Origin of the sequence: Methylomonas fluvii, from assembly GCF_014850975.1 — a bacterium.
GTDB classification, from domain to species: Bacteria; Pseudomonadota; Gammaproteobacteria; order Methylococcales; family Methylomonadaceae; genus Methylomonas; species Methylomonas fluvii.
This window is the reverse complement of sequence record NZ_JACXST010000003.1, coordinates 374,038-388,244: the sequence shown is the minus strand read 5'-3', so window position 1 is coordinate 388,244 and position 14,207 is coordinate 374,038. Positions and strand designations below refer to the sequence as shown.

General features: G+C 52.2%; 12 protein-coding genes. 8 read left to right on the top strand and 4 right to left on the bottom strand.

Translation table 11 applies throughout. The annotated features are described in order from the left end of the window. The first annotated feature begins 50 nt into the window (after positions 1-50). From EBB_RS19315 to EBB_RS19300, 4 genes are all read left to right on the top strand, one after another. Positions 51-1,187: an acyltransferase family protein gene (locus EBB_RS19315; protein ID WP_192395382.1), complete on the top strand. Its 1,137-nt coding sequence runs from the start codon at positions 51-53 to the stop codon at positions 1,185-1,187. A 36-nt stretch (positions 1,188-1,223) separates the two neighbouring features. Continuing rightward, complete coding sequence (gene mepA / locus EBB_RS19310; RefSeq protein WP_192395381.1) at positions 1,224-2,081, top strand: penicillin-insensitive murein endopeptidase; 858 nt, start codon at positions 1,224-1,226, stop codon at positions 2,079-2,081. 67 nt (positions 2,082-2,148) lie between these two features. Next, entirely contained in the window at positions 2,149-2,571 is a 423-nt protein-coding gene (locus tag EBB_RS19305; protein WP_192395380.1) for an HIT domain-containing protein, read from the top strand. A 491-nt stretch (positions 2,572-3,062) separates the two neighbouring features. Continuing rightward, the gene (locus EBB_RS19300; protein WP_225587603.1) at positions 3,063-3,437 is read left to right on the top strand and encodes a hypothetical protein; all 375 of its coding nucleotides are present in this window, start codon (positions 3,063-3,065) and stop codon (positions 3,435-3,437) included. Positions 3,438-3,563: 126 nt separating this feature from the next. On the opposite strand, the gene acnB is transcribed toward EBB_RS19300, so the two are convergent. The 3 genes from acnB to EBB_RS19285 are packed head-to-tail and all read right to left on the bottom strand — an operon-like array spanning position 3,564 to position 7,788. After that, the gene (acnB, locus tag EBB_RS19295) at positions 3,564-6,122 is read right to left on the bottom strand and encodes a bifunctional aconitate hydratase 2/2-methylisocitrate dehydratase (protein WP_192395378.1); all 2,559 of its coding nucleotides are present in this window, start codon (positions 6,120-6,122) and stop codon (positions 3,564-3,566) included. An 18-nt stretch (positions 6,123-6,140) separates the two neighbouring features. Further along, positions 6,141-6,755: a Uma2 family endonuclease gene (locus EBB_RS19290; RefSeq protein WP_192395377.1), complete on the bottom strand. Its 615-nt coding sequence runs from the start codon at positions 6,753-6,755 to the stop codon at positions 6,141-6,143. A 22-nt stretch (positions 6,756-6,777) separates the two neighbouring features. Continuing rightward, positions 6,778-7,788, bottom strand: coding sequence for an isocitrate/isopropylmalate dehydrogenase family protein (locus EBB_RS19285; protein ID WP_192395376.1), 1,011 nt, complete (start codon positions 7,786-7,788; stop codon positions 6,778-6,780). A 323-nt stretch (positions 7,789-8,111) separates the two neighbouring features. Here EBB_RS19285 and EBB_RS19280 point away from each other — a divergent pair, with 323 nt between their 5' ends. From EBB_RS19280 to EBB_RS19270, 3 genes are all read left to right on the top strand, one after another. Next, positions 8,112-9,026: an ABC transporter ATP-binding protein gene (locus EBB_RS19280; RefSeq protein ID WP_192395375.1), complete on the top strand. Its 915-nt coding sequence runs from the start codon at positions 8,112-8,114 to the stop codon at positions 9,024-9,026. Then, entirely contained in the window at positions 9,023-10,318 is a 1,296-nt protein-coding gene (locus EBB_RS19275; protein ID WP_192395374.1) for an ABC transporter permease, read from the top strand. Before EBB_RS19280 ends, EBB_RS19275 begins: the two co-directional genes overlap by 4 nt. Positions 10,319-10,483: 165 nt before the next feature. Then, positions 10,484-12,319, top strand: a complete 1,836-nt coding sequence (locus EBB_RS19270) for an ATP-binding response regulator (RefSeq protein ID WP_225587602.1) — start codon at positions 10,484-10,486, stop codon at positions 12,317-12,319. A gap of 130 nt (positions 12,320-12,449) precedes the next feature. Here EBB_RS19270 and EBB_RS19265 read toward each other — a convergent pair whose 3' ends face one another. Continuing rightward, on the bottom strand, positions 12,450-13,124 hold the full coding sequence (locus tag EBB_RS19265; RefSeq protein WP_192395372.1) for a response regulator: 675 nt from the start codon (positions 13,122-13,124) through the stop codon (positions 12,450-12,452). A gap of 186 nt (positions 13,125-13,310) precedes the next feature. On the opposite strand from EBB_RS19265, the gene EBB_RS19260 reads away from it, so the two are divergent. Then, positions 13,311-14,120 carry a C1 family peptidase gene (locus tag EBB_RS19260; RefSeq protein ID WP_223146875.1) on the top strand — a complete coding sequence of 270 codons (810 nt, stop codon included), beginning with the start codon at positions 13,311-13,313 and terminating at the stop codon, positions 14,118-14,120. Positions 14,121-14,207: the final 87 nt, after the last annotated feature.

Genomic DNA, 14,207 nt, shown 5'->3' with positions numbered 1-14,207 from the left:
CCTGCTATACCTATGCCAGCCGTTACCTACAACTCTAATAAAATCAGCTCGTGGCGCCTAAAACTCATATCAGTTACCTTGACACTATTCGCGGCCTAGCGGCCCTGGCCGTTATCAGCGAACATTTCGTCATCGCCTATGGCCTACCCTGCGAGACCCCGCTTTGCCAGCAATGGTTGGATTTCTCGCCGCTACACATTTGGTGGGACGGCTCTGCGGCGGTATCGATGTTTTTCGTGCTCAGCGGCGTGGTGCTGTCTTTACGCTATTTTCGTGCAGGGCACATACCCGATCTCAGCGAATTTCATTTGGCGCGCTTCTTGATCAATCGGATGTTCCGAATCTGGCTGCCGTATTTACTGGTTTTGCTGATCAGCGCCGGCCTGTTTGTGAACACCTTCGACAGCGCGATACTGAAGACCAGTCTGCCGGCGACTGACTGGATAACCGGCATGTGGCATAAATTTCCGTTAACGCCCTCTGATATGCTACGCGAGAGTTTTTTATTGAAATTGCCCGCGTTAATCGTACTACTGCCGCAAGCTTGGACTTTAAGTATCGAATTGGTCTTGTCTTTGCTGCTGCCGGTAGGCTTATTGCTGGCCGGACGCGGCAGTTCTTGGCTGGTATTTTTTGGCTTACTGGCGACCAGCTTGTTAGGTGTATCGATTTTCTTGCTGCATTTTCTATTGGGCATGACCATTGCCAGACACTATACCGATCTGACCCATTACTTATCCGGCCGCCGCTGGCAACGGCGTTTGTTGCTATTGACCGGCTTAGCGTTTTATACCTGCGGCACTTTTGTACCGTCCGATATATTTGGCGATACCGCAGTCTGGCTGGGTTCTGGCCTGGGTGCCGGCTTGATTTTGATGTTCGTACTGGGCTCCAACGATGCACAACGCTTGCTGTCGCAACCGGTGTTGAGGCAAATCGGCAAAGTGTCTTACAGTGCCTATCTCAGCCACATGGCGATTCTGATTTGTCTAACGCCACTTGTTTTAAAATTTTTGGAAGGGTTTACCGAGAATCGGCTGGCACTTTGGTTTGGCGGCTGGCTTATCACCATCGTCTGCGTACAAGGGGTTTCTTTGTTGTTTTATCATTGGCTGGAAATCCCCAGCATGAGTTTGGGGCGGCGAGTGACCGATGCCATAGCAAGCATCGGCAAGCCAACGCTATAATCCCAACTAATCATTCCATTTCCTAGCTACTTCATCATGCGATTTGCTGCCCTATCGACTATATTATTAAGCGTTGCCGCGTTTAGCGTCAGCTACGAGGTTAAGGCCGGTTCAACGGCTCAAGACTGGGCAAAAATTACCACACCGACCCAGGAACCCAGCGAAAGCATAGGCACCTATACCAGCGGCTGCATCAGCGGCGCGGCCACCCTGCCCCTGGACGGCCAGGGCTATCAGGTGATGCGCTTGTCACGCCACCGCTATTACGGACACCCTAATCTAATCGGTTTTATCCAGCATCTAGGCCAGTTCAGCGCCGAGCATAAATTGGGTTCGTTGTTGATCGGCGATTTAGGCCAACCACGCGGCGGCCCCACTTTAAGCGGACATCGCAGCCATCAGTCAGGCTTGGATGTGGATATATGGTTTTTATTATCGGAACAAGCCAGCAATCGGCCGCTAAGCGCCAACGAACGTGAAACCTGGAGTGCACCGTCGGTCGTGAACATGCAAAACGATACTATCGATTATCGACATTGGTCGCCGGACCTGGCAAAGGTACTGGAAGCCGCCGCACGCCAGCCCGAGGTCGACAGGATTTTTGTTAACCCTAGCATCAAACAAGAATTGTGCACCACTAAAAGCCCCGGCGCCGGCGAATGGTTGCGCAAGATTCGCCCATGGTGGAAACACGACGATCATTTTCATGTGCGCTTGAAATGCCCAGCCCATAGTCCGCATTGCGACTCGCAAGAATCATTGCCTGCCGGCGACGGTTGCGACGCCAGTTTGGCCTGGTGGTTTTCCGCGGAAGCCAAAGCCCCATCGAAAAGCGTGCCGCTACCACCACCGCCGTTACCGGCATTGTGCGAGCAGCTGTTGCGTCGCCCCTGATGGTTTTGGCACGTCGGCTTTTACAGAATCAGTCAGCTAAATATTTTATTCGTCATTTGAGATAACCATGCCCGATTTCGTACTTCATCAACAACTAGCGCAAGATTGCTTTAACGTAGGGAGCTTTGCGCTAACGGAATTGTTAATGATGAACGATAGTCAATACCCGTGGTTCATCCTGGTGCCCAGGCGCCACAATATCAGAGAAATTTATCAGCTTGGACAGGCGGATAGACAGGCTCTGCAAGCCGAGTCTTGCCTACTTGCCGAGGCACTTGCGAGTATTTATCGCCCCGACAAACTCAATATTGCCGCAATCGGCAATCTCGTCCCGCAATTGCATCTGCACCATGTGGTGCGCTATCAAACCGATAAAGCCTGGCCGGCGCCGGTATGGGGAAAGTTCGCCAGCCTACCCTATGCCGGTGACCAGGCCGAACAAAGAATCACCCAGCTCCGCTCCGCTTTGCAGCCGCATTTAATCAATTGAAAATTGAGTGAATCTAGGCCGTTACCGATTGCCTGGCGTGTAACAACGGCTAACAATTAACAAGGCGCTAATAAATGCTTTAACTAGGGATATATGCAATAAGCTTTCGGTAGCTGAAATAACTCAATTTTTATGTGATTGACGCTCGGTATAGAAGCACGTCACAATCAAAAAATTCGCAACGTAAGGACAGCCCTTATATCTTAAACGGATAAGGCCAGGCGCTTGCAAATATCGTGACTCCAGTCTGAGCCCGCATGAGAGGGTCAGGACTTTTCGAGCCAGGTAATGCCGCCATATTCCGTCGAGCTTAGGGCAGACTGTGTAAAACTTCAAAAGCCATTGTTACTACCATGCCTATTTTCATCGTCTGCTGTCTAATGTTAAGTCCCTTAACCCTGACCCAAAATGCATTTTTACCCTTACTGAATATAGAGGCCGTATGGGGTGCGGGAGCATGCCTTGCGGTACTCTTTTTGTTGGGCGGTTGTTTGAAATTAGTACCCAGCAAAATATGGCACGATGGTTTTGCCTCCGCAGGCTTATGGACTTGGTACGGTTACTGGAGTCCGCAATTCAGCGACGGCTCACCGCAATTCAGCGTGTTTCCAGTTTATTTTGCTTTGCTCAGCAGTTGGATGCTGCTGGGTTTAATCAACAAAAGTCCGCAGTTTGATTGGGAATCCCAAGAATCCTTGCGTTATATGCAAAAATATTTGGCCCGCTTCGATTCCTGCGCCGTTGCGGTATTGGTGCTGATTTGTTTGGCACTACCGGAGCACTATTTATCTTACCCGCTTGCAATGACCTTCTTCATCGTCCGTAGTGCTTTTCAGCGCTGCCTGGAGATTATCGATAGCCTGTAAGTTTATTTCATTGCTTACCACTTCCGCGCCGGATACTTAAATATCTTCCCACCTGGTGCAGCGCGGTAGCCCAGCTAAAACTGGGTTACCGCGCCTGCTGAGGCAAGACGCCCAAAATCCGCTGGGCTAAGCAACTTCCTTGGCCTTACTCTGATAACTGTCAATTTGATCGAAGTTAAGATAACGGTAGGTATCCGCGCTGGTCTGTTCGATGCTGGCGGCATATTGCATATACTCGGCAACCGTCGGAATCTTGCCTAACAGCGAACAGACTGCCGCCAATTCCGCCGAGGACAGATAGACATTCGCACCATTGCCCAAACGGTTAGGAAAATTACGAGTCGACGTTGACACCACCGTCGCGCCTTCCGCCACACGCGCCTGGTTGCCCATGCACAAGGAGCAGCCCGGCATTTCAGTACGCGCACCGACTTTGCCGAAGGTGCCGTAGTAGCCTTCTTCGATCAATTGGTTTTGGTCCATTTTGGTCGGTGGTGCTACCCACAAACGTGTCGGCAAGGCACCGGCTTTGTCCAGTAATTTGCCGGCAGCGCGGAAGTGGCCGATGTTGGTCATGCAGGAACCGATGAAGACTTCGTCGATCTTGGTGCCCGCCACTTCCGACAATGGTTTGATGTCATCCGGATCGTTCGGGCAAGCCAACAAGGGTTCGGTGATTTCATTCAGATCAATTTCAATAATTTCCGCGTATTCGGCATCTTTATCCGCTTCCATCAAAACCGGATTGGCCAGCCAATCTTGCATGGCTTTGATGCGGCGTTGGATGGTACGGGCATCGCCGTAGCCTTCGGCAATCATCCATTTCAGCAAGGTGATATTGGAATTCAGATACTCGCGAATCGGCGCTTCGTTGAGTTTGATGGTGCAACCGCCGGCCGAGCGTTCGGCCGAGGCGTCGGACAACTCGAACGCTTGTTCGACTTTCAAATCCGGCAACCCCTCAATCTCCAAAATCCGGCCGGAAAACACGTTTTTCTTGCCTTGTTTGGCTACTGTCAACGAGCCGCTTTTTAGAGCCGCATACGGAATCGCGTTGACCAAATCGCGCAAGGTAATGCCGGGCTGCATCTGGCCTTTGAAGCGCACCAATACCGATTCCGGCATATCCAGCGGCATCACACCAGTCGCAGCAGCAAATGCCACCAAACCTGAGCCGGCCGGAAAGGAAATACCAATCGGGAAACGGGTGTGCGAGTCTCCGCCGGTGCCGACCGTGTCCGGCAGCAGCATGCGGTTCAGCCAGGAGTGAATCACGCCGTCGCCCGGACGTAAGGAAACACCGCCACGAGTCATGATGAAGTCCGGCAGCGTGTGTTGCATTTGCACGTCCACCGGCTTTGGATAAGCCGCAGTGTGGCAGAAGGATTGCATCACCAAGTCGGCCGAGAAGCCCAGGCAGGCCAGATCTTTCAGTTCGTCGCGGGTCATAGGACCAGTGGTATCTTGCGAACCCACGGTGGTCATTTTCGGTTCGCAATAACTTCCTGGTCTGACACCAGCCACACCACAAGCTCTGCCGACGATTTTTTGCGCCAAAGTAAAACCTTTGCCGCTGTCGTGAGCCACGCCCAAGCGGCGAAATACCGTAGAAGCAGGCAAACCCAAGAATTGCCGGGCACGGTCGGTCAAGCCACGGCCGATGATCAACGGAATCCGGCCACCGGCGCGGACTTCATCGAAGATCACTTCGGTTTTTAACGCAAACTCGCAGATCACTTCATCCGTACCGTGGCGCTTGACGACACCTTGGTAAGGATAAATGTCGATTACATCGCCCATCGCCATGCCGGTGACGTCGCATTCGATTGGCAGCGCGCCGGAATCTTCCATGGTGTTGAAGAAAATCGGCGCGATCTTGCCGCCGATACAGACACCGCCGCCGCGTTTATTGGGAATGAACGGAATGTCGTCGCCCATGAACCACAGCACCGAGTTGGTCGCGGATTTGCGCGACGAGCCGGTACCCACCACATCGCCGACATAGGCAACCGGAAAGCCCTTGGCTTTCAGTTCGGTAATTTGCTGCTCTGCATTGGTGATGCCGTCGCGCGGCATCTTGAGCATCGCTTTGGCGTGCAAGGGAATATCCGGTCTGGACCAGGCATCCGGTGCCGGTGACAGGTCGTCGGTATTGGTCTCGCCGGTGACTTTAAATACCGTCACGGTGAGTTTTTCCGGCACTTCCGGTTTAGCGGTAAACCATTCGGCATCGGCCCAGGATTGCAAAACTTGTTTGGCGTAAGCGTTGCCTGCTTCGGCTTTCTCCTGCACATCGTGGAAGGCATCGAAGATCAGCAAAATTTGCGACAGCGCTTTCGCGGCAATCGGCGCCAATGCGGCGTTATCCAGCAATTCGATCAACGGCGCGACGTTGTAACCACCGAGCATCGTGCCGAGCAATTCGGTGGCTTTTTCCGGGGTCAGCAAGGGTGATGTCGCCTCGCCTTTGGCAACCGCAGTCAAAAAACCGGCTTTGACATACGCAGCTTCGTCGACGCCGGCTGGAATGCGGTTTTCCAACAAATCCAACAGAAACGCTTCTTCGCCGGCAGGCGGCTGTTTTAATAATTCAACCAGCGCGGCAACTTGTTCGGCGTCCAGTGGTTTGGGAACGATGCCTTCGGCAGCGCGTTCGGCGACGTGTTTTCGGTATTGTTCTAGCATGATGATTTCCGGTAAAAATTATTGGACTTGGGACGCTTGGTCTACGGCGGTTTGTTCGACGTTAAAAGTGCGCATGTCGTCGTTATCAACCCGTTGATAAATATCGGCAACGTCCAGCGTTAAATCCACCGATTCGAAGCGCGCTTGATCGCCGAGAAAGTAATGATTGGAGACCCAGCCTTCGCTACGCCGGCAGACTTCAACATCGACGATGTCCTGCTCGATCAGCACATATTCCAGCAAGCTGGGAATGGTTTGGTACAGGCGGCGTTTGATGGTTTCGTCGCGGCGGCGGGTGGATTTGGACAGCACTTCGACGATCAAGACTGGCGCTTCGGCATAATAGTCGTGGGTCGAGGTATCTTCGCAAACCACCATCGCATCGGGGTAGAACAGATACTGGCCGATCTTGACTTTGACATCGGAACTGAAGGGTTCACAAGGCTTGCCTTGTAAATGATTACCCAACAGTCGAGCCAAACTCATCTTGATGCGCTCATGATTTTTACTAGCGCCGGACATGACCACCAACTCACCGTCGTCATACTCGTGCTTTATGTCGCTGAGCAATTCCGCCGCCAGATAATCCTCAACAGACATCCAGGGCTTATCGAATCTAGGTTGCGCACTCATAACCGCCTCCGCCGCTACTTAATCACTCCATCGCATCGACGATGGCTTGACCCATTTCCTGGGTGCCGTATTTGGTGTCCGGGTTCAAATCCGGGGTGACATAGACACCGCCGTTCACGACTTTTTCAATCGCGTTCAGCATCCGGGCAGCCGCTTCGTGTTCGCCCAAATGATTCAGCATCATCACGCCGCCCATCATCACCGCCGTGGGGTTGGCAATATTTTTGCCGACGATGTCCGGCGCACTGCCATGTACCGCTTCGAACAGCGCGGCGTCGGCACCTATGTTCGCACCAGGGATCAAGCCCAAGCCGCCTACCAAACCCGCAGTCAAATCCGACAAAATGTCACCAAACATATTGGTAGTAACGACAACGTCAAATTGTTCCGGCTTCATGACCATGTGCATACAGGCGGCATCAACGATTTTTTCGTCGAACTCAATATCCGGATATTTGGCCGCTACTTCCCGCGCCGCTCTGAGGAACAAGCCCTGGGTGTATTTCAAAATATTGGCTTTATGACAAACCGTCACTTTCTTACGATTGTTATCGATAGCATATTTAAATGCATATTCCACGATGCGCTCGGAACCGGCCTTGGTGACCACGGCCAAGCTTTCGGCGATGTCCTTAGCCGGGGTTAGATAATGCTCCAAACCGACATAAAGGCCTTCGGTGTTCTCGCGCACGATGACAATATCGACGTCGTCGTAACGGGTTTTTACACCCTTCCAGCTTTTCGCCGGCCGCACGTTGGCATAAAGATCGTATTGTTTGCGCAGTTCCACGTTGATACTTCTAAAACCCTCGCCCACCATCGTGGTCAACGGTCCTTTGAACGCCACTCGAGTCTGGGCGATAGATTCCATCGTCGCATCCGGCAGCGGCGTGCCGGTTCTTTCATACGCCGACATGCCGGCGTCCGCCTCATGCCAATGAATTTTCGCACCCGAAGCGTTGATCACCGCTACCGCGGCGTCCATGATCGAAGGGCCAATACCATCACCTTTAATCAACGTGACGTTATGCATTCATTTCTCCTACTTGATGTTTAAAAATAACTAGTCATTGCGTGCGCCCATCTGTATCGCGATTGAGCCGTTACTCATTCGCGCGATAAAGCGCCGTTATTGCAAGTAATAATACACAGTTTCGCGCCCAGCCGCATGGTCAAGCGGGATTGGTGCAAGCCTTAATTTTGGGCGTACTCGGAGTTTATCAGCCAAACTCACCCAAGATATGCAGCAAAATTCATACCCAAGCATGCTAAGCCGATATTCGGCGTCCGGCAAACCAAAAAGCGGTATCATCGAACCCGCATCATTTTTTACCCAAGCCTTAATTAAAGCTAAACATGATCTCCGTCGATAAGCTGATTTTCGAATACCCTGGCCTGCGCGCATTGGATGATGTGTCCTTCAACATCGCTGCCGGCAGCATCACCGCGCTGGTCGGTCCCAACGGCGCCGGCAAAACCACGCTACTGCGCTGCATGGCGGCGCTGGATCAACCGGTCAGCGGTGCGATCAATATCGCCGGCATCGACGTATTGGAGCAACCGCGCGATTGCCATCGCATCATCGGCTATTTATCTGATTTTTTTGGGCTTTATCAACGCTTGACGGTGCGGCAATGCCTGCATTACGTGGCCCGCGCCCAGGGCATTATTGCTGCTGATTGCCCTGCCGCAATCGAAGCTGTCAGCCGGCGCTTGCATATTCAAGATAGATTAGAAAACAGCCCGGCCGAGCTATCGCGCGGCTTGCGTCAAAGGGTAGCCATCGCCCAAGCCATCATCCACAGACCGCCGGTGGTGTTGCTGGACGAACCGGCCTCCGGCTTGGACCCGGAAGCTCGCCACGAACTGGCCGAGCTATTTTTAGATCTACAAGCCCAAGGCATGACACTGCTGGTGTCCTCGCATATCCTCGCCGAACTTGAGGCCTATTGCACCGATATGCTGGTGCTGCGTCAAGGCAAGATCGTCGAACAGGTTGCGGTGAAAGCGCCATCCTTACTAAAACCCTTTAAATTACTGCTGGCACATCCAGTAGAAAACCTGCTGCAACGCCTGCAATCGCTACCCGATGTTAAGGTATTGAATAGCGACGATAAACAACAAGCCTTATTGCAGCTTAATGGCGACGCGGCTCAACAACACCAAGTATTGAAAGCCCTCATCGTACTGGATTTACCTGTCTGCGAATTCGCCCCAGTTTCTAGCAATCTGCAAGACACTTACCTACAAACCATCCGCCACAGCTCATGAATCTGAATCCTGAATTTGAACGCCAGCTGATTTTGGAATGCTCGCCAGCCCGGCTGGTAGGTGCGCCAATCGTGCTGGGCGCGGTGTTTACCTTAAGCTATTTTCTGGACGACTACCGTCTGGGCAGCGTCACCGCGCAAGCCGCTTTAACACTATTCATGCTGATTACGCTGCTATGGGGCACGCGGCAAAGCCTGGACAGCATTGTTGAAGAATACCGCGACCGCACCTGGGATACGCAACGCCTGTCAGCTCTCGGGCCTTGGGAAATGACCTGGGGCAAACTGCTGGGCAGCACCAGCATGGCCTGGTACTGCGCCGGTATTTGTTTACTGGTCCATGCCCTGGCGACCGACAATCCGGCCGCCCTACCCTTGCTGTTTTTTTACGCCATCGGCACCGCGTTACTGGTACAAAGCGCCGGTCTTTTGCTGGGTTTGCTGGCAGTGCAACGCGGTCAGCTAAAAACCGGTTCTATACTTATATTGGTATTGGTGGGCTTCCTCGTTTTCATGCCTTCTTTGACTGATTTAACCGAAACGGCAAGTTATTTGCCCGGTCATTTTCAAAGCACTGTCTGGTATAATCTGACCGTTAACCCGCAGACTTTGCACCAAATAAGCCTGCTATGCGCCTTATTCTGGTGCGTCATGGGCAATTATCGCTTGCTGGCGCAAGACTTGAGTTTGCGAAATTTGCCCTGGGCCTGGCTGAGTTTTACGCTGTTTTTGATTGTCTATTTGGGCGGCTTTATTCCCAATACCAACTATTCCTTTTCCCTAGCTGCTTTAGCCGTTTGCAGTGGTTTAACTTACGTCGGCATCATCGTCGAGCGGCAAGAGCCGATGCGCATCAAGCGTTTACTGGATTATTGGCGACAAGGCAATTGGCGCCGAGTTGGGGAAGAACTACCCTTGAGCGCATTGAGTTTTGCATTAAGTTTGCCGTTTGCGATTTTTCTGAGTTTCCAGGAGCAAAAACTGGCTTGGCTGGACATCTCCCTGCACGCCTATCCACTAGCTATCGCATTATTGGTGTTGCGCGATTGCGCGATTTACCTGTTTTTTTGCTACGGCAAAAATCCGCAACGCGCATTTAGCCTGAGCTTACTGTCCGCAGCGCTGTTGTACGGCATTCTCCCCGGCTTGTTCGCCGCGGTCGGTATGACCAGCGTTTCAGCGTTATTCTTTCCGCTGTGGGCGGATTCCGCATTCTCAGCGTTAGCTTTTGCCGCGCTGCAATGTGTGCTGATTTTGCGCCTGGTTTATCAACGCTGGCGCCAAAGTGTGTAAGGCCAATAGAATTTGCCGGTGCGTTAGCTAACTTTTCTTGCCTAGGTCTGCCAGAATAGAGAAAATAAAGCCCAGCTACAAAAACAACAATAACTTGGCTATCGGAAACACTGATGCGCCCCTTGCGCCGCACCGAGTACGATGGTTGCGACCGGGACCGGCGGCATGCGCAAACCAAATCCATTCATCGAACATCTTGCCAGCAAGGCTTTTTTTCGCCCCCCCAGCCATCACCCGCTCCGACGTTTTCTCGATACCAATCTGTCGCTCAGCCCCGCCAAACTGTTTGCCATCCCCCAATTCGATGAAGAAACCGAACGGCAATTTTGGGAAGAACGTTACCTTGTATTACTAAGCCCCCTCAAATGGGCGTTAGGCTTGGGAGCCGTGGCATTTACGGTTTATATCCTGCTGGATTTGCATACTGGTAATACCTCAAGCGCAGAGGCCATCTTAAGACTTCCCATAGTCCTGGTACTTTTGGGCTTATTCAGATACCTAAATGTCTGCGTAGAAGCGGCGGCAAAAATCAACACCATCGCCAAACTCAGCGCCGGACTGTCCGCGGCCAATTTAATCGCTGTTTTGCTGTACGACGGCAATCCCCGCTACTACGCCGAAACCTGGCCGGCCCTGCTGCCGATGTATTTTTTCAGTTACGGGCAAATGTTCATGTCGTTGCGGGCAACAATAGGCTTTGGCTGGTTTACTGCGCTGGCCATGCCGATGGCCGGCTATTGGCTTGGGCTGACCGTGATTGACTTGATCCCGTCTATTCTGAACCTTTGCATCGTGAATATCTTCGGCGTCTGCACCCGCTGCCAATTGGAAGCTTACGCCCGCAAATCCTTCCGCGAAAAACGCAAGGCCCAGCTTAGCGCGGAAGACAAAACCCGCTTTTTACAGCAAATGGGCCACAATCTGCGCCAACCGTTGCAAGCTTTGGCCTGCTATGCCGCCGTATTGGATGCCGCACAAACAAAGCCACCCGGTAATAACGCGGCGTTTATGCTCAGCCGCATGGGCCTGGTGATAGACGAATTGAACGCCGCCTTTAACCATGTGTTGGATATCGCCAACCTGGAAACCGGCCGGCAAATTCCGCAACCAGCCAATATCGATCTCAATACGCTGCTGACCGGCCTGGAAAATCAATATGTCCCGCAAGCCGCCAAACGCGGTATCCGGCTTAAAGTAGTGTTGCGCCGCCAAGAGCCTTACAACCTATGCAGCGACGGCAACATCCTGCGGCAAATCCTCGGCAATTTGCTCAATAACGCCATCAAATATACCGAGAGCGGCTGGATATTGGTGTCGGCGGTCAAAACCGGCAAGCAACATCTGACTTTACATGTCTGCGACAGTGGCCCAGGGATCGCGGAAGAGATGCGCGAAGAGGTATTCAAGGAATTTGTCCGCAACCAGCGTCGCCAGAACGACACCCAAGTATCAGGACTAGGCATCGGTTTAGCCTACGTCGCTGCTGCCGTAAAATGTTTACCCGACCACAGGCTGAGCTTGGTATGTGGCTCGCGTTTTGGATGCGATTTTAAACTCCAGCTGCCAATCGCTGAGCCAATGCTGGCGATAAACAATGGATCAGATAAAGACGGCGATTTCTCCGGCTACTTCGTGATGGTGGTGGACGACGATGCAGAGGTATTGCAAGCCATCGCCAAGCAACTCAGAGCTTGGGGTTGCCTGGTACAGGAATCGGCATCGCTCACGGAAACCGCAGCACTACTAGCCGAAAACGATAGAGATCCGGATTTATTACTCACCGACTTTTACCTGGGCAACCGCGAAACCGCCCACGACATTATCGCCGCAGTCCACACCACTTGCGGGCCGGTACCGACCATGATTCTCTCGGCCCGCGCCATCTCGGACCACGAAAAATCCCTGTTGCCGGCACACACCGCCATTCTGCGCAAACCCGCCGGCGCCAAAGCGCTGAGGGAAACCATGGTTAAAACCATGCAGATAACTAAATCCGTGTGAAGGATAGTCGACAAAGAAAATCCGTTCATTAACCAATGGCGTTAAGTTAAGCTTTGGCGCTATTTATGCCCCTCTTTAAAAAAGAGGGGCCAGGGGAGATTTTCTATAAATCCCCTCAACTTCTAAGCCATCAATTCCCCACCCCCGGCTTCCCAAACACAATCCCCCGCTCAAAAACCTTCACCAACAACTCGGTACGCTTAGCAACACCAAATTTTTGATAAATCGGCCGCAGATGATTACGCACCGTTTGCTCTTCTATCCCCAACTGCTTGGCAATCTGCTTATTGCCTATCCCTTGCACCAACCAAGTCAACACCTCGAACTCACGCGCTGTCAGACCTAAACAGGCCGAATCGGATACTTTAGGTATATCTGTAACATCGCCGGCATATGAATCGACAGTTCGTTGCGGGCCCACCGCGGATGCCGGCAAATAAACCTTGCCGGCCAACACGTCACGCAACGCATCGACAAACACCTGTCGAGCGACTGATTTGACGATAAATCCCATCGCACCCAGACGCAGCGCCTGAAATACCAACTCCCTATCGTCCAACCCGGAAAACATCACCACGCACAAATCCGGAAAGGCTTGCTTCAATTCCGCCAAACCCACCAACCCGTCTTTACCAGGCAGTTGCACATCCAACATAACCAGATTCAACGGAGTTTGCTGAGCCACGGTCAACCCCTCGTCGAAGCTCTCCGCTTCAAACACCTGTAATTCCGGAATGATTTGTTTCAACAAACAAGCCACACCCTCGCGGGCGCAGAAATGGTCGTCTACGAGGAGGACGTTCATGTATCGATAGCCTACCGAATATCAGGTGTTTCCCGATTGTAACGCTAAATAACCGAATAATTAGCCAGTACGTTTGTACTGGTACGGAAAGCAGCTGGATCGCAGCCGTTAGTTACCGCAAAATCCGTTTACAGTTAAAAGCGGTGCCAAAACAGCGATTTTCAACACCAAATGAGGATGCGTACCATGGGCAGAAACTATCGATACAGCTTGGGCTGGCGGCCTGATTTACCGGACATACGGGACTATCAAGCGGAAAGCGATAGTATCCAAAAAATACTCAGTAAATCGGAAGCCTTAAAAGCCACTCCCAAACAATTACCGGCGTCCGTTGATTTACGGTCTTGGTGCTCGCCTATCGAAGATCAGGGTGATTTAGGCTCCTGCACCGCCAACGCCGGCGTCGGTCTGATCGAATACTTCGAGCGCCGAGCCTTTGGCAAATATCTGGATGCCTCCCGCTTATTTCTGTACAAAGCCACCCGCACCCTGGCCGGCGACAAAGGCGATACCGGCGCGCAACTGCGCGACACCATGAAAGCCCTGGTTTTATTCGGCGTGCCGCCTGAACAATATCACCCGTACGACATCGCCCAATTCGATCAGGAACCCTCTGCGTTTTGCTACGCCTTCGCCCAAAGCTATAAAGCCGTGCAATATTACCGGCTAGACCCGCCCGGCACCCCGCTATCCAAACGCTTGAATATCATCAAAACCAATCTGGCCGCCAAACTGCCTTCCATGTTCGGCTTTTCGGTATACAGCTCAATTTATGACACGACCAATAAACCCGGCGAAATCCCCTATCCGGGCCCCGGCGACAAACTGGTCGGCGGCCATGCCATCGTCGCCATCGGCTACGACGACGCCAAGAAAATCGGCAAAACCAAAGGTGCATTATTGATTAGAAACTCCTGGGGCGAAAATTGGGGTGAAAAAGGTTATGGCTGGTTGCCTTATAAATATATTGAAGACGGTTTGGCGGATGATTTTTAGTCGTTGGTTAAGGCGGAGTATGTGGATACGGAGTTGTTTAGTTGAAAGCTATGTTTCATGATATTTATAGACATTGTAAACAAGACA